This window comes from Novipirellula aureliae (assembly GCF_007860185.1).
In the GTDB taxonomy this organism is placed as follows: Bacteria; Planctomycetota; Planctomycetia; order Pirellulales; family Pirellulaceae; genus Novipirellula_A; species Novipirellula_A aureliae.
On sequence record NZ_SJPY01000004.1, the window covers coordinates 546,002 to 570,974 of the forward strand.

Consider the following 24,973-nt stretch of genomic DNA (forward strand, 5'->3'; position numbering starts at 1 on the left):
GACGCGTGAGTGTTGGGAAAGCGAAACGAGCTATTGTTGCCAAAAAACAACCAATGAAGAAGCAAAGCGACAATGTGGCTTACCGCTACAATCGGCAAGCTTGCAATGAAAAGCCCCCTACTGAGGTGTAGATTCTTTTGCTTCGTACTTCTTTTGGGCCTAACTTTGACTAGTCCGTTATCTGTATTCCTCCTACGCAATTTAGATTGATGACAACGACAATCGATACCACCTCTCTAGAAAACGTCTTTCATAGTGACGTCTTGCCCGCGCTGCCGCATAGTGCGATCGCGCTTTTGCAACTGTCACAGCGTGACGATGTGGGTCCTGCAGAATTTGCCAAACCGATTGAAGCGGACCCAGGATTGATGGGGCAAGTCTTAAAGTTCGTCAACTCGTCCTACTTCGGTTTCAGCCGCGAAATCATGAGTGTGCAGCAATCGTTGACGTTAGTTGGCAGCCGAGCGATCACCAATTTCGCTCTTTGGAACGCCGTGTTTAGTGTGATTCCCAATCCAAAATTCGGGCCTTTCGACTTGAAGTCGCTTTGGCAAGATTCGCTGCGACGAGCAATTTTTGCCCGTAAGTTGGGGAAAAGATTAAGAGTCGACAACGCAGAAGACTTGTTTGCAGGTGCCTTGTTGCAAGACATGGCCATTCCGCTGCTGCTCAAAGAGTTACCAGAGAAGTATCAGATTCTTGTTGAGCGTCGTGCCTTCGAAGGTCGCCGCCTGAGTGGACTCGAACAAGAAATGTTCGGCTGGGACCACGCTGATGCCGCTGCCCTATTGGCAAGTCGTTGGAGTTTGCCGAGTGAGTTTGTGAAACTGATTCAACAGCACACGCAAATCGAAGACCTGCTCGGTCAAGGCCCAGCCGCCTACGGCAGCGCCTGTGTCGCACTCGCTTCGCTGCTACCTTCCTGCTGCGATCAGAATTGGAGCGAGCAAGCGGAGTTCGTGAACGGCTTCAAACAGCTTTCCAATTCAAACGATACCGAGCTTGGAGGCCTATTCGATGAAGTTGATGAATCAACCGCCGAATTTGCACCGCTGCTAAAACTCCCCATTCCTGCTAGGTCGCTCTTCGGCTATTTGGAAGACTGATAGGACCGCCCTGAGGAAGGCTCAAATGCTTCGCTTTTGAGCACATTTCATTTCTACCCGTTTCTGTCCCACTTGATGCCACGACGTAGCTTGCCTGGAATGGAGCTTGCCTGGAATGGAGTGTGCCTAAAATGGAGCTTGCCTGGAATGGAGTGTGCCTATGTAAACGGCCTGAATTTCACGGGCAACGTGCTCTGCTTCCTCCGAGCTTGCCCCGAATGGCGTGGACGGAAGGAATTTTGAAACATGGAACATGAAAGATTCTTCCGTCGAGCTTGTCTCGGCAGAGGAAACATGGTCAGGGCGGGACGAACGTCTCGCTCAGGTTCGAGAAAACAGGTTGTTTTGCCGAGGTCTATTTTTGAACGTCAGACAAAACGTCTTTTTTCCCTGCCATGCCTGAAAAACCTACCAATCCGTACTTGGGATTGATGAATCACCCCACGGATTCTTCGGTGGAGCCGTCTTTTTGACGAAATGGTTTTGAACAGGGCTCGACGGCGGGAGCCCCTTTTGTGGCCAACCGGAACCAATCCAACGTAATGGGCCTACCCGAAAACACTAACGGTTGAATACACCAGGTCCGGCCCTGCTCGACCGAGGTAGTCGCATCGCGACCAGGAAGTACCCAACTTCCAAGCATTTGCGTGGAGCATTGACGAATTCGCTCTATTTTAGCGCTCGCCAAGATCCAAACCCCGTCGCTACAATGGCGCTGCCTTATCCGTTGCCAAACCATTCTTTGATAAATTCGTCAATGTTTGATCGCCTTTTCTCGCCAGCAAAGCCTCGCGTCCGCAAACCCGCAAAATGCGCGAGAAATCGCCGTGCCTCTTTTGAGACGCTGGAGATCCGCCGTATGCTCGTCGCCGAGGGGGAGGTTTTTGAGCTGACCCGCAGCGTCGATGCGCTCGGTTTGCTCGGTACGGTATCGGCCCAGGTTCGTTGGGGAGACGGCACAACTTCCAATGCCGTCGTCAGCACACAACCCGCAACTGGACAATTGAAGGTTCGGTTCGATTATTCCCTTGACACCAGCGGCTTTTTCTCGGGTGCGAATTCATCGCGTCGTGCTTTGCTGCAAGACGCCGCGGACGCTGTCCTGCGGTCCTTTAATGATGATTTGAAAGCAATCGTACCGGGCGGCAAGAAAACATGGAACGCCCAATTTATCAATCCATCGACAGGGCAAACAACGCTCAATTCAGACGGCACAACCAATTTCGCTGCTGCCCGAAATTTGCAAGTCAATGCAAACGAGATCGTCGTCTTTGTTGGTGCCAGAGATTTGGCTGGTAACGAGCGTGGCCGGGCGGGGCCAGGTGGATTCGCGTTCCCCACCGTTACGCCAAGTTCACAAGCAGAACTGCAACAAATTTTGGCGTTTCGCGATGACGTTCAATTCCGCGGCGAAACGGGTGCGAGCGGGAATAACCCAACCGATTTCGGACCTTGGGGAGGGTCCATCGCTTTCGATAACCAAGGGACCGACTGGTATTTTGGAAGTGATCCAAATGATATTGGCTCCAATCAAACGGACTTCGTCACCGTGGTCATGCATGAATTCCTACACGTCATGGGTTTTGGGCAGGCAGGAATCAACAAGTCGTGGGATACCTTTACCTCCGGAAGTCAGTTTACGGGCCCGAAGGCAAAAGCCGCTTACAACGGTAGTGGCAACGTACCGCTCGAAGGGGCGTATCACTGGGGCGAAACGATTCTTACCCAACAAAACCAAGCAACGATCATGCGAGAGGAATTGCTTCGTGGCAAAAGACAAAATCCGACCGACCTCGATACCGCTGCCCTCGATGACATTGGCTGGTCCCGTGTCAATTCTCGTGTCACCATCACGGCGGAGCACGTCTATGGTGATGATGGTCGCTATGCAGCCGAAATCATCTTGAAAGGAAGCGAGCTGGGGGAAACCGTCCTCTCAGCAGCCACGGCGGTCGTTACCAATGTCGCACCTGTTTTGACGGTCCCCGCCAATCAGTCGGCCGTTGCCGGTGTACCGCTCAGCATCACGGACATCGGATCGATATCGGATAAAGGATTCCGACAATTGAACGCCGATCCTGCGACCACCGAAACGTTCGGTTATACGATCAATTGGGGCGATGGTAGCAATGTCCATTCCGGCACCGCAACCATCGACCGCCACGGGAATTCATCGCGAACAACGTTAGCGTCTTTGAATGGATCGCATACGTATTCAACACCAGGCAATTATACGGTTCGGGTAAACGTTACCGACGATAATGGCGGAAGCGACGAGGAAACGTTTCGGGTAACCGTGGTTGCCCCCCCTAAGTTCGAATTGTCCCTAAGCAAAACGTCAATCGTTGAAAACGCCAATGCAAATGCAGCGACTTTGACGATCCGTCGCTCGGGGCCAGCTCTTGATACCGCAACGGTGGTAAACCTTTCATCAAGCGATACCAGCGAAGCGACGCTGCCGTCAACGGTGACGATTCCTGCCAACGCAACATCGACCACGGTCGCGATCGATGCCGTCGACGACAACCTGCTCGACGGATCCCAAACGGTATCGCTGCGTGCAAACGCAGTGGGCGTCGACGAGGGATCGGTCGACTTGATCGTGAGCGACCGCGAAACACTCCGCGCCCTACTGAATCTCGCAAAGGTCCGTGAAGATGCGACGACAGGTGCAAGATTGACATTGTCCCGCAGCAACACGAACATCGACAAAAGTTTAACGATCAATGTTCGCGGCGGTAACGCATCGGAATTAAACTTCGATGCCGAACTCGTCATTCCCGCTCAGCAGCAAAGCGTGGTTGTGAATCTTGTTCCAATCAATGACGATGATCCTGAACCGACGCAAACGTATACCTACACGTTCACTGCCTCAGGTTATGTTGGTGACGAAGCGGGAATCGAATTGATCGATGATGAACCGAGTTTTTTCCAAAACCAAACCGAACCACTTGATGTGAATGGTAAAGAAGGGGTGACGGCACTCGATGCACTGATTGTCATCAACCAATTGACGGATCGTGGTGGTGATACAGATCTCGATCCTGAAACCGAAACGATTTATAGCAACCTGTACTACGATACAAACGGGGATTATAAGCTTACCGCACTCGATGCACTCCTCGTAATCAACTCGCTAATCGAAACGTCTCCATCAAAGGACAGCACCGCGCCGGAGCAACTGGCTGCGACGCCAATCGCTAGTATCGTCGACCGGACGGACGACGTGAAACGACGTCTCATCCATGAACCGTTTTTTGCCGAAACGCAACTCTTTTGAGCCCTTGCATCCATTCCTGCGTGGATTCATTTTTTTTCGCGGCGATTGTCACTCTGCTCTCCGAGCGGAGCAGCACGGCGGCGTTCTTCGCCTTAGCCCGGATTATTCATTAGCCGTTTTGGCGATAGCGGGCTGTCGATTTAATCGGTTTGACTCGACTGATCGTTTAACGCCAAGCCGTAGGCGACCGCTTACGGAAAAGCTGACGCCTTCGGCTAAGCGTTAAACGATTAAATCGACAGCCCGCTAACGCCAAAACGGCTAGTACGCACACTGTTTTTCGAGCAATGAACGTAAACGCTTGAAGGCGTAGACGTTAGCAAAACAATTTGCAAGCCCATGAATCATCCGCCTTAGGCCAAGCGGAGCAGTGCTTCGATTTCTGCGGCCGTGAATTTTCGATCGAGCCTCGCCCCCATTTGCGATACGATTCGGGCGGCGGCATGAGACGCCAAGTGGCCCGCATGTCGCCAATCCATTTGATTGGTGATCCCGTACAACAAAGCTCCCGCGTACATATCGCCAGCCCCCGTCGTGTCGATTGCTTTGGTCTCGACTCCTTCGATGGGAAACGCTTCGCCACCGTGCATAACGAGAGAACCCTTTCCGCCGAGAGTTAGGGCGACATTTTCAGCGTGTTCGTGAATCTTTGCTGCGCACTTGATCGGGTCACTTTCTCCGGTGAGACTGATGGCTTCCTCTTCGTTACAGAAAAAAAGATCGACGGGGCCCGTGATCAAATCCCAGATTTCGTCACGGATCATATTGACCAAGAACGGATCGGAGGCTGTGAAAGCGACTTTGACACCGTTTTCTTTTGCCAGGTGCATCGCTCGGTATGCGGCCGCTTTTGTCGTTTCACCTGTCAACAAGTATCCCTCGATGTATACATACTTCGCGGCCTTGAGCGTTTCTTCGCAAATATCGTTTTCGGTTACCGTTGCAGCAGCGCCAAGATTGGTTAGCATCGTCCGCTGAGCATCCTCGGTGATCAGCACCGCGCACGTCCCCGTCCGCACGGAATCGCTTGGCTCGGCGTTGAAATGGATTCCGAGTTTTTGCAGATCACTTTGGAACGAATTTCCATAGTCGTCGTCACCAACTTTTCCGACAAACGCCGCCGAGCCACCAAAATCGGCAAGGGCAACCATCGAGTTGGCTGCCGATCCGCCCGCGCAAAGGTTTAAGGGATAGCCAACAAGTTTTTTGAGGACATCGGCTTGTTTCACATCATCGGCAAGGGTCATGATTCCCTTTTCAAGAGCGAGTTCGTTTAACAGCGAATCTTCCACTCTCGCTTGAATATCAACCAATGCATTTCCAACACCTAGCACATCATAAGACGCCATTCGATTCATTACCTATGGATTTCGCGAAACAAAAGAGATAGTTCATTGAAAAAGATAAACGTTATGGTGTTTCACTGCTAGCGGCGGGTTGATGCTGTTTTTCCATCGCGTGCGTCTCGCTTCTCGACATGGATGCACCACGAAATAATCGAACGTCCCAAAATGAACAATCAACGATCTTACTCGCTGGCTCGTGTAGAGATCGAGGATTTTTGCCGTGGGCTAGGTGCTGACGTCGCTGTCGCGATTGAGTCCAAACGACGGACAATGACAAATCGCAGACGCATCGAGGCGAGATCCGCGAGGCCGCGAAGGGCGTCTAGGCGACGTCGCCCAAATCAAGCCGTTTTCCGTAACGCCGAATCACTTGCGATTTCAGTTCGCTCATTTCTGCGGCTTCCAAATCGGGATCTTCATCAATCATCTCTTGAGCCATCGTCCGGGCCACCGTCAAAATATCGATATCGCGGAGCGGATCGGCAATCCGCAGCGGCGGCATCCCGCTCTGTTTGCGGCCGAGCATGTCGCCAGGACCACGGAGACGGAAGTCGGCTTCGGCCAACTCGAAGCCGTCATCGGTCTTTTCAAGCAGCTTGAGACGCTCGTTTTCCGCAGGTGGCAAGTCGCCATCGGTGAAGACACACAAATGCCCCGCATGAGTGCCTCGTGATATCCGACCGCGAAGCTGATGAAGTTGGGCCAGCCCAAACCGCTGGGCTCCGAAAATCGTCATCACCGTTGCATTGGGCACGTCTATCCCAACTTCAATCACCGTGGTGCTGACCAAAACGTCGATTTCACCATCCGCAAACGCTTGCATCGTAGCCTGCTTCTCTTCCGCCGGCATTCGGCCGTGCAACAGCGCAATGCGATACTCGGATAATGTGGTCGAACTCAGTTCTTTGAAGATCGTCTCGACGGACGATACATCTTCGTTTTCAAGACTTTCCTCTTCATGCGATTTTCCCAGCGGCTCACTTTCGACCTCCGTTGAGGACGCAACGACTCGCGGTGCCACCACAAATACCTGGCGGCCCTCTTTCAATCGTTCGATAACGAATGACCACCATCGATCTTTCCACCCATCGTGGGCGAGGTAGGTATGGACGGGTGCTCGCGATGGCGGTTTTTCACGAAGCGTACTCAATTCCACATCGCCGAACAATGTCATCGCCATCGATCGGGGAATCGGCGTTGCAGACATGACTAAATAATGTGGATCGACTCCGCCGCTTCGAAGCGCAACTCGTTGGTTGACGCCAAATTTATGCTGCTCATCGATCACGCATAGCCCGAGTTTCTTCATTCGAATGTCACCGTACAATAACGCTTGTGTGCCGACGAGAATATCGATTTCGCCATGGTGTGCCGCGTCGATTGTCCTGGATCGCTCCGCCTTCGATATCGATCCACAAAGCAGTCCGATTCGGACTCGGCTTTCGGCTAAAACTTTTTTCAGCGTGTGGTAGTGTTGCCGGGCCAGCACTTCGGTGGGGGCCATCATCACAGCCTGGTGTCCATTGGCAACTGCCAACATCATCGCGTACATCGCGACGACCGTTTTGCCGCTACCGACGTCCCCCTGCAATAGTCGGTTCATCGGAAATTGGCACGACATGTCCCGACTGACCTCCTTGATCGCCTTGATCTGGTCGCCCGTCAATTCGAACGGAAACCGATGAAGGATCCGTGCGTCGATCAGAGCGGTTGTTGGCAACGGTGGAGATTTCAGTGCACTCGTCAAACGTCGGCGTCGCATCGCAAGCGCCAATTGCATTACCAACAATTCCTGAAAGACGAGCCGCACGCGGGCGAATTGCATCGACGACTCGCTGCTCGGTTGATGCAGTTCTCTCAAGGTGGTCTGGATGTTTGGCAGGACGGTGGGGGTTTCGATCCCCGCTTCCCCTAGCCGGACTGCGGCGGAGTGGCGAAGCGGTTCAGGCATCACTTCGGTCAATTGGTCGGAAACGGCATCAAGCGTTTCCGCAACCAAAAAACGCAAATCCTTTTGCCGCAGCCCTTCGGTCAACGGATAGAGTGCCAACATTCTCGGTGTCGGAATGTCTTCGTCCGAATCAAACACCGTAACCTGTGGATGAACAAACTCCATACGCATTGCGTTTAGCTTGGGTGTGCCGGAGATCATCACCTTCTGGTCAACGAGTATTTGCTCCATTCGGTAAGCTTGATTAAAAAACAGAATCCGAACGGCACCGGTTTCGTTTTCAACGAGGGCAGCAAAAACAGATTTACCAGGCGTCCGCGAGGTGATGTCTCGATCGGTAACCGTCCCGATCAGGGATGCGGGTTCCCGGTCGCGAAGTTGGTCGATTCGTTTCGGAGGTGCGGGGCGTTCGTAATCACGAGGCAAACAGAAAATGATCGATTGAGCCGTTTTGAGACCCAGCTTTTCGAGTCGCCGCGCACGCATTTCTCCCATCCCCGGTAGTGAGCGGACCGGTGTCGTTAAGGTAATCGAGTTTTCGCCAAAAGAATTAATCTGTCAGTTCCGATATTCGTCCATCTCGGTTCAACGCTGCGATTGAGGTATGGTAGCGGAAATTGCCCTTCAATACCAAACCGTCCTCCGCCGGGCGTATACGATAAAGGATTGACAATGGATAAGAAACTTGAACGCTTTCACGTTTATTTTTATGGGCCTGGAAAAGGACCGATCGAAACCAGCTTCGAAGAGGCCCAAGCGAGGCTCGAACAAGAACCAAGGTTGCACTTTGAGCCTGACGGTTCCTTTGTTTGGTCGCTCGATGCAAAGGAACAGGTCTACGGAATGCTGTACGACGCACAGGGACGATTGCAATACGCCGAACTTCAAGGATTATGTACGCTGCAAACTTGGCAGCAACTCGTCGGTTTGGTCGGCGGCTTGGTCGGCGGAGAGCGTGAAGCAATCAAAACGACGGTATCGGATTATCAAGTCATGATGCTGCCGGATCGCATTTTGAAAGATCTACATGCGTTTGAAGAAAAAACATGGATGGAGGAATGATCCGACACGTTTTAGCCATGAATGCCGAACCCACTCACAATTGGCAAATGTCATTTTTTTCTACGAAACACGGTGTTTCACCCTCTACAATCTGTTTTCTTTGCGATAAATTGCATTTTCAACACACCTTTGGCACACTGATTGCTACTCCCTAGAACCGTCACAAGCGGCATGTGCCGTATTTGCGACGGATGCGAATCACAAAGCCTTCTCACTCAACTCAGAAGGCCGGTTAAACACGAACGAGGAAGGAATCACCGATGCTTACTGCCACCTACAACGAAAACGTCTCGGATATCATCACAATGCCTCAAAATGAGACAATGGAAGCAAATCTGGTTTCGGATATCGAAGTTTCTCGACGAGTATTAGCCATTCGTTCGAAATGGAGTGTTTCGGAACGAATTCGTCGCCGCGAAGAAGCGAACAAGCGATTTGGTGACTTGATGGACGCGTTGGGTTGTGGCGAAGCAGCATAGTGCTAGCCAATCTCCTCGCCCCCCTGCTCCTCCGTCGATGCTCTTTGCCCAGCGATTTCGCCTCGGTATCGGCACGCTTCGATAAACGACTCGAGCAAGACATGCGCTGCGATCGCGTCCACTCGCTTCTTCTTTTTCTTGCGGGTGTAGCCAGCGATGGACATTCGTTCGTTCGCATCGACGGTGGTAAACCGTTCATCAAATAGTTGGACCGGCAACTGCGTGGACTCCGCCAACCAAACGGCAAACTCGCGACACAGCTTGCTCTTTTCACTTTCGCCTCCGTCCAAATGGATCGGCAATCCGACGACAAAGGCGACCACCCGCTGCGACTTTGCCAAGTTGCAGAAATAGTCACCGTTCTCTTTCCAATTTGCTGCTGGGAACACCTCGTAGGGACTCGATAAAATGCGATCAGGATCGCAGATTGCGATCCCTATACGAACGGTTCCAAAATCGACTGCCGCGATTCGACCGGATTCGGGAAACGGATCGGCCGGTGGTGTTGATGGTGTCATCTTAGACGTCTCGACAAGATTGGAATAACTTGAGTGCTTGAGCGGTCGGGCCTACCGCGTGTACCCGAACAACACTGGCCCCCGCAGCGGCGACGGCTAACGAGATACCGATTCCCGCCGCGTCACGGTCTGCCATCTTGTCAGCGAGTACTTTGCCGATAAATCCTTTTCGCGAATGTCCGATCAGGAGCGGGCTCCCTAAACTGGCGAACCGCTCGGTCGCACGAAGCAATTGCAGGTTGTGCTCGTGTGACTTTCCAAATCCGATTCCAGGATCAAGACAAATCCGGTCTCGATCGATTCCGGCACTTTCACACATGGTTCGCGTTGCGATCAAGTACGCTTCGATCTCGGCGACGACATCATTGTATGTTGGATTGTCTTGCATCGTTTGCGGTGTGCCTTGGATGTGCATAACGCAAACTCCAACCCCCGCTTCTCTCACAACGTTTAACATACCAGGATCCCCATGGAGTCCTGTGATGTCGTTGACAATCTCGGCGCCTGCGGCGATTGCTTGGCGAGCCACTTCGGCCTTCGACGTATCGATGCTAATGGGGATGGTGAGTTTGCCAGCCAATCCTTGGATCACGGGCAACACACGGCGGAGTTCCTCTGCGGTGTCAACGGGATCGCTGTAGGGGCGGGTGCTTTCGCCACCGATATCAACGATATCCGCTCCATCCGCTTGCATCTGCAATGCTGAACGAATCGCTTCGTCGCTTGCGAAGTGTTTCCCACCATCGGAAAAGCTATCGGGCGTTACATTTACAATCCCCATCACCAAAGGAATGGTCTCGAACACCAATCGACGCGTGCCAATATTCCAGGACGTTGATCGAGATGCTGGGCTCACCAACGCAATTCCATTTGAGAAACGATTCGGCTAGCAAGATTCTCAATTGCCACCTGAGTTGCCGTGTCGATCGATTGCCCGGCTTCGGGGACAAATCGGGCGGATTGGCTGAAGCCGATCAAGGCGCCACTATTTGGAACAACCGTATTTTGCATCAGCATTTCGCCTTGGCGAGAAAGCCAATTCGCTTGAACCGCAACGTTCGCGTCGAGTGCCCGGGGATCATCCGAAGGGGATTCGGTCAATACCTGCTTTGTTTCTGACGTCATGGTCACCACTAACGTGCTATCGGCATTGGGGTCTCCGGTCACCTTGTAGGGCGTCCGCCCTTCAATCTCCTTGACAATTGCCTCGGTCAGACGCACACCCAAGTCATTGCGAAAGGTGGCATTGCGTACGATCGGTACATGAATCGTTTTAATATCGCTACGATACAGCGATGAGGGTCCGTATTGATAGAGCGAGCACCCGCCGATGGCAATGAAAACGGCAACCCAAAGGGCGGTGGCTAGCGAGTGACCAAGCCGGTCGGTCAAATCAAATCGTGTGCTCATCGCAGCAACGTTTCGCCTCCGGAGGGATTCCGATTGCCATCCGCGTCAAAGGTTGGTTCGAGCGGACTCGAAGCGGTCGAGTCGGGAAAAACGGTTTTCAACCATGACAATCTTCGCACCGGTACGTCCGGCAACGCTTCGATCTTTGCCAATCGTTCGCGTGCGACCTCCGCATGTGGCGAGCCTTGATGTTTTTCGAGCAATTGGTTGTAGTAGTATCGAGCCGCACCATACTCCTGTTTCTTTTCACGAAACTCCGCTCGGTATGCGATGCGTTCGGATTGATGGAAGTCAATCTCAGCGGCTGCTCGAGCGAGGATTTCGGCATACTTCTCGTCCTGCATTTTATCAGGGAACCGTTCCCGCGTTTGCTTCACGAGTTTGTCGGCTTCCTCAAGGATCAAGCCGCTATACTTTGGCCCCGCGTAGATTTCCAATTTACAGCGGATCCCTAACAGATGTGCCAAAAAGAGATGGTCGCTATCGGTGTAGGTCTCGCGTAAATCCGTCAGAAACTCGTCGGCCTTGCTATATTTTTTCTGGCGGATTTGTTCTGCAGCGGCAGCCATGGTGGCATCGTCTGCCAATTTTCCGGTCGGATCATCGTAGCGGATTTGGTCAAGCAAACGGATTGCGTGCCCATCGGCATCGGTGAGGGGACGCTTGTGGTCCGTCAGATTGACGAAGTTCCAACTGCCTTCTTCTGCTTTGACCGTTTCAATCCAATACTTAGAAATCGTGAACAAGCGAGCGGTTACCAAGTCATTGTGTCGGTTACGTGGAAACGTTTTCTGAAGCGTTCCATAGGTTTCTGCCGCATCGTTCAAACGGTCTGCAAAGAACTCGCTTTCGGCACGCATGAACATTGCGTCCTGTTGAAGAGCGGTTTCCGGTGCAGCTTCGGAAGCTCGCCGAAACAGCTTTGACGCAGCGTAAAACGCTTTCTTTGCCTCGTCCCCACTCAATTCTTTTGCTTCACGAAACTTTTTGTCAGCGGCTTGGTAAAGTTCTTTCCCTTTGGCTAAATCCTCTTGCTCGCGCAAGGCGACAAAATTAATGACTTTTTTCGTTGATTCTCGAGCGGCATCGACATACGAAACCTGCTGTATTGGCGAAGCACCTTCGTCCGCATTTGGGGGCGCAGCGGTCAATGCGCCAAGGTCGTTCTTCTTCCCGCCAAAACTCTGGCAACCTGACAGAATGACGAGGGATACAAGCGTCGAGCATAAAAAGCAATTGGGCATGATTCGTCGTAGCGCTGCTTGGTGGTATCGTATCATTCGGTCGGCTCCGTCCTCATCGAGTCAGGCAGTAAAGACTGCGTCCGGGGCACGTTGCCCACGATTGTTTGAATGTATCGGCTCATTACGGCGCGAAGCTCGCTGTAAAGATGGCTCGGAACGCGAGTTTGTAAGTTTGCATCGACGCTGAACAACCTCCTCAATTCTTTGATGGCCGTTTGCCGAATCGACAAGACACCGCTTTGTCGGTTCGAGCAAGGTTTGCATACGACACCGCCTGAAAGCAGCGAAAACGGCATTCGTGAAAGCGACGAATCGACGTCTCCTCCGCATTCGGTACAACGATCGGTTAACGCTGCATGACCGATCATGCGAAGCAATTGTGCTTCGAAAAAGAGCACGGCCGTGGCGACATCTCCCATACCATCGATTTCGTTAAGCGTCGTGGTGGTCAAGTCGTAAACTTCGGGGTGAGGGTCGTAGTCATCAGTCAATAATCGCAATAGTTCAGCAAGATAGTAGCCCGCGTAGACTCGTTCGAGCGAGCGTTCGGCTCCTCGAAATCGTCGATGTAGCTTCGCTTCGGTTAACAAATCAAGTGCATCCGAACGCTTGCAAATAACAACTACACGACAAACGCTTAGCAAGTCAAGCGATCCTTCGAAAGGACCTTTGGGACGCCTGGCACCCTTCGCGATGGCCGACAACTTTCCCAATTCGCGGCTAAACAGCGTCACAATGAGGCTGGTTTCGCTAAACTCGATCGTTCGGATAATGATGGCTAAGCTCTGTTCCGCCGACACAAGCACTCCATTGGCATCATCGAATAACAAGAAAAATTTAAAAAACGGGTTTCCAGGCTACCACCTCAGGAATTGGGCACCTCAGGAATTGGGCACCTCAGGAATTGGCTGTAGGCTGGGTCTGGAGTGCTCAAAACTTGCGGTTTACGTGAAAATTGCTTTACGCAGTTTTTGTTCCAGATATCTCTACTTTGCGCTAACGACGTAGTTGACGAATGCAGGCATGAATAGGAGGCAACCTCTAAGCTGCTCGAAAGCGAAGCTTTTGCGCCCCCCCCAAGACCCAGCTTACAACTCTCCTCGGTCTCCCAACGCAGCTAAATATTCGCTCATTTCTGCCGCTGCATGTGCGTCGCCCTGAGCTCTTGCTTGCTCTATTCCGTCGCGCAGGTAGGTCCGCGCCTCGTCGACTCGGTCCAAGTCGGCCAATGTTTGAGCGGCCATAAAAAATGCGGGGACGTAAGCCGGCGAATCGTGCGTCAACTCGTCCAATCGCGATAAACTGTCATCAAATTCCCCTTCGCTCTTTAGCTCCATCGCTAGCGAATAACGCAAAAACGTATCGCTTGGTTCATCCGCCAACATCGCCTCGATCTTTTCTCTTCGGCTCATCATCCCCTACTCTCCGTTCGGTAGTCATAAAAACCGTCGTTATACCGAAAATCGATGAGATCGGTATAACCGGCAAATTTTATTCATCTAGCACCGCACGGTTTGCCGATCAACCAAGACGTATCGAACTCTTTCCGACAAAACGTGAGATGAATGCATGATGCGCAGTCTTCGCAAAATGCTTGTGGCAGTGACCTCGGTCGCACTTCCTGTTGCATTCCTACTAACAAACAGCTTGACCGCTGAGCCGGCAATCGGTGAAACGCCCGATTTTGGCTCCCCCGCGGTCGTCCATGCTGTAGGAGAATCTTCCGCCGCGTCAAGGGATCTTGCTTCGAACGAGGGCCAACAACCCAGCGAAATCCAACTCGTTGCAGGCTCAAGCCGCGGTGGCCTGCTCAACGCACTCGGATTCGGAAGTAACAATGAAACCCAGTCGCAGTCTGTCAATCACAGTCACAACCACCAACAAACTCAGAAAACTCAGGCTCCAAGCTTGCTCAGTGGACTGTTTGGAGGATCAATCAGCTCGAAACCAAGCGCTCCGGTAAGGCTCAGTGGGTCGGGCGATTCGACCTCCCCGCGTCAACCTGCCGACTGGAGTGGGATTCCCTACCATACGGCACACCCATCGAGTGAAACACAAACTCGCACACCGATTCGTGATCCAGGGACGGTCGACCCGAATGCACGAATCATCCGCGGCCGATCGCCTCAGCCACACACGGTAAGTCGTAGTGAAACATCCGGATCGTATTCATCGGGGCAAACAGCGTCCCGTATTCCCACCCCACCAACTGGCATTCCTCAACCGCGAAGTCAAGTCGCGAAGGAGACATCGCCGCCAGCGACGTCGCAGCCGATTGCTTCGGCGACCCCCGCCCCAAGTGTTTCACGTCGTCGAACGATTGCCGAGCTATCAAGCGAAACGAGTAGCCGCCGAAGTGGACGCCGCCTGCTCGATACCTTTGATCCATCGACAATCAAAACGTCATCGGAGTTAGCACAATCCGCATCATCCGAGAATCGTAATGCGTCGGTGCCAAACAGCATCGAACTGGTACCACGGGTTGCTCGCCGAGAGATCCAGTCGTCGGACCAAGCCATTCAAGAGTCCCTGCAAGCGCAAGAAGACTTGAAGAAGGCCGAACAGCTAGCTGCAGCGAGAGCCGCTGCCGCGGAAAGGCTCGCTGCACAAAACAGAGCGGCTGACAAATTGGCTGCCCAAAAGCGAGCAGCGGAACAGGCAATCGCCGACAAGATCGCTGCCGACAGAATCGCTGCCGACAGAATCGCTGCCGAGAAAATGGCTGCCGAAAAGTTGGCTGCGCAAGAGCGAGCTGCTCAAAAACTAGCAGCCCAAAAGCTTGCAGCTCAGAAACTGGCCGCCGATAAACTGGCCGCCGATAAACTGGCCGCCGACAAACTGGCCGCCGAGCAGGCAGCGGCTGCGGAGAAGTTGGCCGTAGACGACGGCAAGTCGTGGCAAGCCACACCGGGCTTCGAGTTGCCAACGAACCCCCATTCGCAACCTGCGGGACCGTCGGCTGCAGCGTTTAGCCCCAATCAGTTTGTGCGATCCGACAGCGATGACCGCGTGGTCAATGGTCGATCAATGCAGCTTCAAACGCCAGCGACATCCACACGGATTGGATCAGGGCTCGCTGCCTCGACCAACACCGATGGTGATTCCGATGGTTTCGCGAATGCCCAAAGTGATCGCATCGCCGGGACCAAAGCGACCTTCGGTCAAAGCATCAACGCTCATTCGGTCGCCCACCATTCATCGACCTCGTCACGTCGTAGCATGAGTGAATCCCCGTCGGAGAGCATCCATGGTCGCCAATTGGTCGCGGGGGAATCATCGATCGCGTCGGAGCTACCAGGCATTCGCGTGATGACGTTCGGACCGGGCGAAGTCATGATTCGTCAAACACGCCAATACGAAATTCGCGTCGAAAACCGAGGTGCCATCAACGCCAACGCGATTGTCGTGCGTGCCAATATTCCTGACTGGGCTGAAATCAGCGGGCATGAAGTTTCCGAGGGAATCGTCGAGAATGAAAAGCAAAAGCAAGGTGAGCGTCTGGTTTGGAAAATCAAATCTTTACCAGCCGGGTCGGTCGAGCGCATGTTTGTCAAGCTTCGTGCCGAACGCAGTGGGACTCATGACTTGGACGTCGATTGGACGCTCGTTCCCGAGCCAGCCGTCGCGACTGTCAAGGTTCACGAACCTCGTTTGGATTTGACCATCGATGGCCCCGAAGAAGTGGTCTATGGCGAGTCACAAGCATACACGGTACGTGTCTTGAATCCAGGGGATGGAACCGCAGCAAACGTTGTCTTCACCCTTTCACCTAACTCAGCCACACCACAAACCCAACGCATTGGTGATATCCCTGCGGGCAAGGAAGCTCAATTCGAAGTCGAACTGACCGCCCAAGATCTTGTCGACCTAAAAATCCACGGTCTCGCATCGGGTGATTTGGATCTGCGTGCGGAAGCGGAAAAGACCATTCGCGTTTCGGCAGCAAAACTCGAAGCGATACTTACCGGTCCTGAGCTTCGCTATCAAAATACCGAATCGCTTTACAACCTCGAAGTCCAAAACACAGGTACGGCCACAAGCGAACAAATTGTGGCAACCCTGCGGCTGCCCGGTGGCGTTACCTATCTTGGCGGTTTAGAGGAGGCAAAGTTGGATGCGGGTACGCTCGCTTGGACGATTCCAACCCTTCGCCCTGGTGCGACCTCCAGCTATCAATTTCGCTGTGAAATGGTTGCAACCGGAAACCAAAAGTTTGTCTTCGATTGCAAGGGCACTGCCGCTGGGGAAACGGGGGTGGCCTTGGCAACGCGAGTCGAATCGATCGCTGACTTGGTCCTATCGATCAACGATCCGCCCGCGCCCGCGCCGATTGGAAGCGATGTTACCTACGAAATCGTCGTGCGTAACCGAGGTAGTAAAGAGGCCACCGACGTACGGGCGATCGCTCAATTCAGCCATGGCATCGAACCGAATCGAATCGAAGGCCAAACGGGTGAATTGTTGACCGGGCAAGTTTTGTTCGATCCGATCAAGTCGATCGCTGCTGGACAAGAGGTCCGACTTCGCGTGGTTGCGAAGGCCGACCGAGCTGGTCACCACCGGTTCCGCACCGAAATTCGCTCGGGCGACACCGTCTTGGTCGCCGAAGAAGCGACTCACTACATGAGTCCACAAAGCGACCGAGTCAGCCGCCGCAGCAGTGACAGCGAATCGCGGTAGGGGGGAATGGTAGGCTACGTCTGGGATGCTCAAACGCTTTGTTTTTTCGCAGCTGGAGCTTACCTCCTTTTCCTTCCTGCATTCGTCAAATACGCCAACGGCGCTAGCCCGGATGATTCATTAGCCGTTTTGGCGTTAGCGGCCTGCTGATTTAATCGTTTAACGCTTAGCCGAAGGCGTCAGCTTTTCCATAAGCGGTCGCCTACGGCTTGGCGTTAAACGATAAGTCGAGTCAAACCGATTAAATCAGCAGGCCGTTAGCCAAGGTTCCGTGATTTGTCGTGTGAACCGTGGCTAACGGCCTGTCGATTTAATCGTTTAACGCTTAGCCGAAGGCGTCAGCTTTTCCATAATTGGTCGCCTATGGCTTGGCGTTAAACAATCAGTCGAGTCAAACCGATTAAATCGACAGCCCGCTAACGCCAAAACGGCTAATACGCAGACTGTTTTTCGAGCAATGAACGTAAACGCTTGAAGGCGTAGACGTTAGCAAAACAATTTGCAAGCCCATGAATCATCCGGGCTAGGCAACATCGCCCAGGATTAAGAGCTTGCGGGCGAAACGTCGCAAACCGCAACCCTGGGTGGGGGACTCCTTGACCGAGCAGACATCCAATGCAACACTCGTTCAGGTATCTAACTTCTCTTCACAAACGGAACGACGACGATGGACGAGCTAATCCAAAAACTCACAACTCAATTAGGGATTCCTGCGGGAGTCGCCAATGCCGCGATTGGCCAAGCGATGGCGATGCTAAAGGAAAAGGTGGGCGACGATTTGTTTAGCAAAGTTTCCGGCGCCATTCCTGGCGCCGAAAACGCGGCGTCAGCTGCAAAGGATGCAGCAACTAGCAGTAGCGGTGGGATGATGGGAGCTCTCTCGGGGGCTGCATCGAAGATGTTCGGCGGAGGCGCCGGCGAAGCAATGGAGCTTGGTGCAAGTCTAAAATCGGCTGGCCTCAACTCCGACCAAATGGGCGGTTTTGCGCAAACGTTAATCGACTTCATCAAGGACAAACTTGGCGACGAAGTGCTGGAGCAAATTCTAGCCAAAGTTCCGATGCTAAAAACACTGGTCGGCTAATCGCCTTTTCTTATGGCTCTTCGAAAGAACGAGTGGGTGGAAATAGGCCGCGTATGGTTTTCCGAATTTCGCCCACAGATGCTTCCGACGAGGCTTTTTTGTAAAGTGACTTCGGATCAACCATATCGTTGGCCTTCGAAGACTAGAATGAAACGGTGATCACCCCGTCTGAAAACAAAGAAAGCCAAAGACCCCGTAGCTCGATGTTCGATCCACTGCACAAATGGCTTGGGATTCCTGCCGACGAACAACCGCCAAACCATTATCGATTGCTGGGCATTTCGTTGTTTGAATCGGACCTCGATGTCATCGATGCCGCAACGGACAAGCATCTTGCCTATCTGCACCATTTCGCTAACGGCGAACATGGACGAGAGGCCGAGCAACTGGCTAACCAGTTGTCTCGAGTACGACTGCAATTAATCGATCCAGAGCAAAAAGCTGCCTACGATGCCGAATTGCGAGCACAGCTGACGCCATCCGTGGAAGCCGAATCCAATCACGAACTCGATCGTGAAGGCTGGTACCTTCGACATTCGCCCGACGAAATCTTTGGTCCCTTTTCACTGGATGATCTTATCGAAGCAGCCGAATGGGGGCGGATCGCCGATCAAACGGAACTTTGGCATCCAAAGTCCACCGATAGCCAGTGGACGTTCGCTTTTCTGTTTGAGTCAATCAGCCGGCATCGCCCAGACCCTACGACAAAACAATCGGATTATCCTGGTAGTGAAGACCGTGGTGTCACGGAGCCACAAACGGACACGGACCAGCCGGTCGTGATCCGAACAAGAAAACGCCGTCGTTCGTCCTCGTATGGGTGCTTAACGCTATTGATCCAATTGGTGATACCCGCTCTGCTTTTCGCGATACCGATCGATTGGCTTGCGACCAACAAGGCAACCTTTCATATCAATGATGGCTGGAACGAGCAAACGGGCCAGTTCAACGGGCAAACACGCCCGTTGAACGATCGGCCATTGAATTCAACGGAACCAAATACTTCGACCAAATGAACATCTCCCCAAAATCCTCTTTTGCCAAACCGCCTGTTGTCTCACGAACCGTGGGCATCGACTTGGGCACCACCCGTAGCGTCGTAGCGTTTATCGATGGCAATGGCTACCCACAAACCATCATCAATGGTGATGGTGATATGACGACTCCGAGTGCAGTGGCGTTTGAAGGTGGCACCGTTTTGGTTGGAAAAGACGCAATCAAGTCGTTGGCCATTACACCCGATCGTGTCGTCCAATTTGCGAAGCGAGAAATCGGTACCCAGCGATACATTATATCGGTTGATGGAGTCGACTATCCGGCGGAGTTAATTGAATCGTTCATTCTAGGACGCCTTCGACGCGATGCCGAGCGGCATTTCGGCGAAACGATACAAGACGCAGTCATCACCGTACCCGCCTTCTTCAATGAACCGAAACGACGGGCGACAATGGACGCCGGTATGTTGGCAGGTCTCAACGTCAAAGCAGTCATTAACGAACCGACCGCCGCAGCACTCGCTTATGGTGTTGAACATGGCTTGATGAACGAAGACGGTGTCTTTGCAAAGTCTCAAACCATTTTAGTCTACGATCTCGGTGGCGGTACGTTTGACGTATCTGTTTTGAAGATCAAGGGCGAGTCGATCGATGTAATCGCAGTCGATGGCAATTCGCGACTCGGTGGTATCGATTGGGACGAATGCATTTTGCAGTGGATTACCGAACAATTTAAGACACAGTGCAAAGCGACCGACCAGCAAATCAAAACCTCGCGTGGCATTCTGTTGAAGGAAGCCGAAGAGATCAAACATAGCTTGACCTCGCGAGAAAAGGTGGCCGTCAAGATTCGACTTGACGAACACGTCTTGCAAACCCACATCAATCGTGCTCTCTTCAATTCACTCACGGCACACTTGCTCGATCGAACACGTTTTACACTCCGAAAAGTACTTGAGGAAAGCAAGCTAAAGTGGCCCCAAATCGAACGCGTGTTACTTGTCGGCGGCTCAACACGAATGCCGCAGGTGATCGAGATGCTGCGGAAGGAAACCAAGAGTATTCTTGACCAATCGGTTTCTCCAGACCAAGCGGTTGCTTATGGTGCAGCCGTTTATGGTCGAATCTTGTCGGAACGCGACGAATTGGATTTTGATCTCGATGAGGCAACGGAATCTGGCCATGACGGGTCGATGCGGATTACCGATGTCAATGCGCATCACCTAGGTGTACTGGGTGTCGAGTTAAAAACGGGGCGACCGCAAGGGCAAGTGATTATCCCCAAAAATACCCCCCTCCCCGCAATGAATGTGGCCCGATTCAAAACCGCCAAGCCGAATCAAAAAAGCGTTGTCATTAAAGTGATCGAAGGGGGCGATCTACGAGGTCAGAACGCTACCACCATCGGAACGTTTTCGGTGCGAGACCTACCGAACGGATTACCAGCAGGTTCGCCCGTCGACGTGATCCTTCGCTACAACAACGACGGAATCATTCAAGCAGAGGCGATCGTCGTCGCAACGGGCAAAAAGAATCGTATTGAAATCAAACGAGAAGCGGGTTTGTCAGCCGATGAGATCGATGGTTGGCAAGATGCATCAAAAGACATTTTCGAAGCACTCGGCTTGGACTAGCCAGCCCCAGGAAACAGACCAAGAAAATGACGTTTCACGGTAAATGCCACCGCCGATTGCTGGTAAACATCTGAAAAAAGGTGTTTTTCGCACCCGCACCCGCACCCGCACCCGCACCCGCACCCGCACTCGCACACATACTCAAAGTGTCCTGAGCTTCCGAACAGCAGTACGAGCACCATTTCATTGATTTCGAGTACGATTTTTTTGCCAATTTTCGCGTTGACAATCCCTCGGCACTCCGAGCGGATCGACATTGCGGCGATGCCGCTTTACTCAAACGGGATATCGATTGGTTCGAACCGTACGTGCCGAATCGCTGCACCGCCACTGTAAAACCGAAGTCCACCAAGCTCATGCCCATCGACGACGCGGTGGGTATGTCCGAACACAACTCGGCGTACCCCTTGTTCATAGCCAAGGTCGTGCAGTGCCAAGTATTTTGACAAACGTTTGACGGTCAAGCGATTTCGATGAGCGAGCGCCGCGGCAAGCTTATGAGCACGAGCGGTGACGATGGCATCATAGGGTGAAAATCGCCAAATCGAGGCCCGTTTTTTCTCTGCCCATTTTTGGCGATATTGGTCAAAGCGAGCCTGTTTACCACGGCCTTCAATCTGGTCGCCGTGTAACATCACGACGTCTCCAATGCGAAGAATATCCCCCGCGATCGTAAATCGATCGTGCTGATCGGCCCACCTGTCGAGCTGATTCAAAAATAGAGGACTCGCATCGTGATTGCCTCGCAGAAATACAAATTGTTGGTTCGGAAATCGTATCAACCAATCGTGAAGGTACTCGATGGCGAAGGAAACCGAATCCCGTTCGGCCTTGAATCGGCTCCAGCGAAAATCAAACAAATCACCTCCCCAAACAACCACCTCCGATTGTTGGACGCTCTGCTCAATCAAGAACGCATGCTCCTCAGCGGTGCTTCGGGTGCTCATCAAATGAAGATCCGATACGAAAACAGCTTGGGCGATACGGCGGTTTGAGGGCCATTCATAAATCATGTCGGTTCCTAGGTCGTAAGTTTCCGCGTTGGGGGCAAGTTCGACGGACGAACCGTTTTCTATCACAATGATCCGAAAGGCTAGAATCCTTGGACCCGAACCGCAATCCTCAGAACATAGAAAATACCCACTTGGATAAGTTTGCCTGACTCCCATTTGTCAACTGTTTTTCGTTGGCCTACCGTGTTTCGCGAGATAGAGTACGGCAAACAACCCTGAATGGCAATTCCGAAGCACGAAGCTCCGAGATTCGGGATTGTGATGCATTCTAGCGACAAGGATGGCCACCGTGCATCCGCCAATATTTTTCACCACTTATGCAAATCTTAAACCATGGCTCTTCCAAAGAATTTGTGGGTTAAAAGGAAGTTGCGGAAGTTTTTTTGGGGCATGGCAGTCGCGATACCCATTGCCACGCTTGCTCGACTCCCTCGATGCCTCGGAGCAAGAAGTGAGGCAGATCGAACATCACCTTGATGACCGGGAACGGTGTTTCGCCGAAATGACGGCGGCGACTGTACGCGATATTGGACTCTTCCTTCTGCCTCTTTCTTCGGTTCCGACGACGGGCCGATTCGTGAACATCATCCATCATTTCTCGACCGATGTCGCATGGTTTTCAGCCGGAGGCCGACACATCTTTGCCGGTGGTGTAAGCCACCGACTCAAACTCCCATACCCTGAGGCCAGAGGCCGACACATCGTTGCCGGTGGTGTAAACCACCGGACTCAAACTCCCATACCCCCAAGGCCAGAGGCCGACACATCGTTGCCGGTGGTGTAACCCACCGGACTCAAACTCCCATACCCCCAAGCCCAGAGGCCGACACATCTTTGCCGGTGGTGTAACCCACCGGACTCAAACTCCCATACCCTAAGGCCAGAGGCCGACACATCTTTGCCGGTGGTGTAAACCACCGGACTCAAGCTCCCATACCCCTAAGGCCGGAGGCCGACACATCTTTGCCGGTGGTGTAAACCACCGGACTCAAGCCCCCAATACCCCCCAAGGCCGGAGGCCGACACATATTTCCCAATGAACTCCGTTATGGCTTCGCATCAACAGTTTCTTCGCGATCAAGATGTCAGTGGGTTCCGCACGATCTCTGGTAGAATTGAAGATGGAAATGTGTCGCCCTCTGGGCTAGGGAAAAAAACTAGCAAGTTTCCGGGGCCTGACGACCCCGGCAGTTTATGTGCCGCCCTCTGGGCTGAAACAACAACGACTCTCGAACAAATCGATAAGAACTTGGCCATGGAGCTGACATATCGCTTCCGCCCGCATAGAGGGCAGGCCACCAATAGAACACCCAGGTCACCAAGCCCAGAGGCCGACACATCGTTGCCGGTGGCGTAAACCACCGACTCAAACTCCCATACCCCCAAGGCCGGAGGCCGACACATCTTTGCCGGTGGTGTAACCCACCGAATCAAACTCTCATACCCCTAAGGCCAGAGGCCGACACATCGTTGCCGGTGGTGTAAACCACCGGACTCAAGCTCGATACCCCCCCAAGGCCGGAGGCCGACACATCGTTGCCGGTGGTGTAAGCCACCGAATCCAAGGCGTTTGGGTCGCCGCAAGGCCGGAGGCCGACACATCTTTGCCGGTGGTGTAAGCCACCCAGGACGGCATTAGGGACGGCATTAGGGACAGAGCATCATAGGGACGGCATTAGGGACAGAGCATCATGTCAGGTGATACAGCGACACCCCAGACGGACGCTGTCGGGGACGGCATTAGGGACAGAGCATCATTTCAGGTGATGAGGCGACACCCCAGACGGACGCTGTCGGGATTTTTGCTTGCTATTGCAACTGATCGTCAAATAGCGTGCATGCATGCCAGTGAGATAGGCTTTTCACCTCGAAATGGCCGCAACGAGTGCGTACCATCTTCCTGGGGCAGCTCAAAGAGCGTCACGAAAAGGAGGGAAATCGAAGAAGGGGCGCTCAGTCCGGGAGCGTCAATAGCTCGCGGGCGCGGCGGCGGAGATGGTAGCGGCGGTGCGTACGGTGACAACGCATCGAATCGACACTCTCGGGGCGTCCTGCAATGCTGCAGAACAATTTCCCAAAGTCCTTCACCAGTTCGCACCAAGTCGCTTGCTCGAGTCCCAACCGAACCAAAATCGGTGGTGCAGCCGAAGGCGTCACTCCGCGTTTGCCCGGCGCCACCTGCCGAGCTGTCCAATCGAGTAGCTTCAAGTAATCCACGAGCGAAATCGGTAAGAAGCCTTTATCACTACATCGCTTGCTGCTATCGCTAGCACAGGGACCTACGGGATCAAGCTGCTCATCGATCGACAGAGGTGCCAAGAAAGCATCCGGCTTGTCTTCGCTTGGTGACTCGCTTTTCATCGCCTCGATTCGTTTTTGCACCGACGTATGATCGCTCTGCTCCAGCGTTTCCGCCATCGCGGCACGAATCAAGTTCAAATCCACGTAGGCGGCACAGGCCAGCAGGGATGCTTCGTCCGTCAATCGAGTTGCGCGGTAGCGATCTTGGAAGAACCGGCCCGACTCCTGCTCCTCGCGATTCGCTCGCATCGCAACGCGTTGGCACAACAGCCGCATCCACCAACTGAAACTGCTCAGCCGCTCGCGGATTTCTTGGCATTTGATTGGACAACCAGCGATCGATTTGAGTTCTGGCTCGCTTGGCGGCAAAGGCGACCCGTCGGATTTGCGGCGGTGTGGACAGAGCATCAACCAGCGCCGAGCCACCTCCCTATCGCTCCAGGTCGCCACCAGATCGGGCCGCGATCTTAGGATCAAGTGGAGGTGGTTGTCTAGTATTGAAAAAGCTAGCAAATCTACAGAAAAGCATTTGGCAAACTGTTGCAGATACTTTTCGATCCAGATTTTCCGGTGGTCGAAGTTTTTGCCGGACACTTGGTCATTTCCCATCAGGAAACAGCGTCGGCAGGTCCGATTGTAGAGATGGGCGACAACGACCTCATGCGGATCAAACACCTCGCTACGTGCCAACCGAACCATCACACACCTCCCGAGAGAAAAGCGTCAGCAGAATCACCAGGAATCGTATACCTCGGTTAGGGAAAAGGCAAATCCACCAGAATCATGCTCTGTCCCTAACTGACCACCAGAATCATGCTCTGTCCCTAACTGTCCCTCGTGCCAACCGAACCATCACACACCTCCCGAGAG

At 53.0% G+C, this 24,973-nt stretch carries 19 protein-coding genes; 8 read left to right on the forward strand and 11 right to left on the reverse strand.

Annotation, left to right across the window (positions count from 1 at the left end):
* Window positions 1–209 precede the first annotated feature (209 nt).
* Together Q31b_RS14485 and Q31b_RS14490 are read left to right on the forward strand one after the other, a co-directional pair.
* Entirely contained in the window at window positions 210–1,106 is an 897-nt protein-coding gene (locus Q31b_RS14485) for an HDOD domain-containing protein (RefSeq protein WP_146600376.1), read from the forward strand.
* A 757-nt stretch (window positions 1,107–1,863) separates the two neighbouring features.
* A complete protein-coding gene (locus Q31b_RS14490) occupies window positions 1,864–4,386 on the forward strand; it encodes a dockerin type I domain-containing protein (protein ID WP_197171535.1) in 2,523 nt (840 codons plus the stop codon).
* A 353-nt stretch (window positions 4,387–4,739) separates the two neighbouring features.
* Here the strand turns inward: Q31b_RS14490 and Q31b_RS14495 are convergent, their stop codons facing one another.
* Window positions 4,740–5,735, reverse strand: a complete 996-nt coding sequence (locus Q31b_RS14495; protein WP_146600378.1) for an adenosine kinase — start codon at window positions 5,733–5,735, stop codon at window positions 4,740–4,742.
* A 319-nt stretch (window positions 5,736–6,054) separates the two neighbouring features.
* Window positions 6,055–8,238, reverse strand: a complete 2,184-nt coding sequence (gene recG, locus Q31b_RS14500) for an ATP-dependent DNA helicase RecG (protein WP_261343860.1) — start codon at window positions 8,236–8,238, stop codon at window positions 6,055–6,057.
* Between the two features lie 117 nt (window positions 8,239–8,355).
* On the opposite strand from recG, the gene Q31b_RS14505 reads away from it, so the two are divergent.
* Window positions 8,356–8,745 (forward strand): hypothetical protein, encoded by a 390-nt coding sequence (locus tag Q31b_RS14505; RefSeq protein WP_146600380.1) that lies wholly within the window; start codon window positions 8,356–8,358, stop codon window positions 8,743–8,745.
* A gap of 260 nt (window positions 8,746–9,005) precedes the next feature.
* Complete coding sequence (locus tag Q31b_RS14510) at window positions 9,006–9,224, forward strand: hypothetical protein (protein ID WP_146600381.1); 219 nt, start codon at window positions 9,006–9,008, stop codon at window positions 9,222–9,224.
* 2 nt (window positions 9,225–9,226) lie between these two features.
* Here Q31b_RS14510 and ruvX read toward each other — a convergent pair whose 3' ends face one another.
* From ruvX to Q31b_RS14540, 6 genes are all read right to left on the reverse strand, one after another.
* Window positions 9,227–9,742 carry a Holliday junction resolvase RuvX gene (ruvX, locus tag Q31b_RS14515; RefSeq protein WP_146600382.1) on the reverse strand — a complete coding sequence of 172 codons (516 nt, stop codon included), beginning with the start codon at window positions 9,740–9,742 and terminating at the stop codon, window positions 9,227–9,229.
* Between the two features lies 1 nt (window position 9,743).
* Complete coding sequence (gene folP / locus Q31b_RS14520) at window positions 9,744–10,598, reverse strand: dihydropteroate synthase (protein ID WP_449289929.1); 855 nt, start codon at window positions 10,596–10,598, stop codon at window positions 9,744–9,746.
* Window positions 10,595–11,152: an LPS assembly lipoprotein LptE gene (gene lptE / locus Q31b_RS14525; RefSeq protein ID WP_146600383.1), complete on the reverse strand. Its 558-nt coding sequence runs from the start codon at window positions 11,150–11,152 to the stop codon at window positions 10,595–10,597. The genes folP and lptE overlap by 4 nt, the downstream gene beginning before the upstream one ends.
* Complete coding sequence (locus Q31b_RS14530) at window positions 11,149–12,432, reverse strand: tetratricopeptide repeat protein (RefSeq protein WP_231617576.1); 1,284 nt, start codon at window positions 12,430–12,432, stop codon at window positions 11,149–11,151. Before Q31b_RS14530 ends, lptE begins: the two co-directional genes overlap by 4 nt.
* Window positions 12,429–13,226: a DNA repair protein RecO gene (recO, locus tag Q31b_RS14535; RefSeq protein ID WP_231617577.1), complete on the reverse strand. Its 798-nt coding sequence runs from the start codon at window positions 13,224–13,226 to the stop codon at window positions 12,429–12,431. Before recO ends, Q31b_RS14530 begins: the two co-directional genes overlap by 4 nt.
* A gap of 258 nt (window positions 13,227–13,484) precedes the next feature.
* Complete coding sequence (locus Q31b_RS14540) at window positions 13,485–13,811, reverse strand: tetratricopeptide repeat protein (RefSeq protein WP_231617578.1); 327 nt, start codon at window positions 13,809–13,811, stop codon at window positions 13,485–13,487.
* Window positions 13,812–13,965: 154 nt separating this feature from the next.
* Between Q31b_RS14540 and Q31b_RS14545 the strand changes: the two genes are divergently transcribed.
* The 4 genes from Q31b_RS14545 to Q31b_RS14560 all read left to right on the forward strand — a co-directional run bounded on the left by Q31b_RS14545 (window position 13,966) and on the right by Q31b_RS14560 (window position 20,789).
* Complete coding sequence (locus tag Q31b_RS14545; RefSeq protein WP_146600384.1) at window positions 13,966–17,076, forward strand: histone H1-like repetitive region-containing protein; 3,111 nt, start codon at window positions 13,966–13,968, stop codon at window positions 17,074–17,076.
* A 667-nt stretch (window positions 17,077–17,743) separates the two neighbouring features.
* The gene (locus tag Q31b_RS14550) at window positions 17,744–18,160 is read left to right on the forward strand and encodes a DUF2780 domain-containing protein (protein WP_146600385.1); all 417 of its coding nucleotides are present in this window, start codon (window positions 17,744–17,746) and stop codon (window positions 18,158–18,160) included.
* 203 nt (window positions 18,161–18,363) lie between these two features.
* Window positions 18,364–19,176: a hypothetical protein gene (locus Q31b_RS14555; protein WP_146600386.1), complete on the forward strand. Its 813-nt coding sequence runs from the start codon at window positions 18,364–18,366 to the stop codon at window positions 19,174–19,176.
* Complete coding sequence (locus Q31b_RS14560) at window positions 19,173–20,789, forward strand: Hsp70 family protein (protein WP_146600387.1); 1,617 nt, start codon at window positions 19,173–19,175, stop codon at window positions 20,787–20,789. The genes Q31b_RS14555 and Q31b_RS14560 overlap by 4 nt, the downstream gene beginning before the upstream one ends.
* A gap of 272 nt (window positions 20,790–21,061) precedes the next feature.
* On the opposite strand, the gene Q31b_RS14565 is transcribed toward Q31b_RS14560, so the two are convergent.
* From Q31b_RS14565 to Q31b_RS14575, 3 genes are all read right to left on the reverse strand, one after another.
* Window positions 21,062–21,958 carry a metallophosphoesterase gene (locus tag Q31b_RS14565; protein ID WP_146600388.1) on the reverse strand — a complete coding sequence of 299 codons (897 nt, stop codon included), beginning with the start codon at window positions 21,956–21,958 and terminating at the stop codon, window positions 21,062–21,064.
* A gap of 202 nt (window positions 21,959–22,160) precedes the next feature.
* Window positions 22,161–22,397 (reverse strand): hypothetical protein, encoded by a 237-nt coding sequence (locus Q31b_RS14570; protein WP_146600389.1) that lies wholly within the window; start codon window positions 22,395–22,397, stop codon window positions 22,161–22,163.
* 1,358 nt (window positions 22,398–23,755) lie between these two features.
* Entirely contained in the window at window positions 23,756–24,802 is a 1,047-nt protein-coding gene (locus Q31b_RS14575) for a hypothetical protein (protein ID WP_146600390.1), read from the reverse strand.
* Window positions 24,803–24,973: the final 171 nt, after the last annotated feature.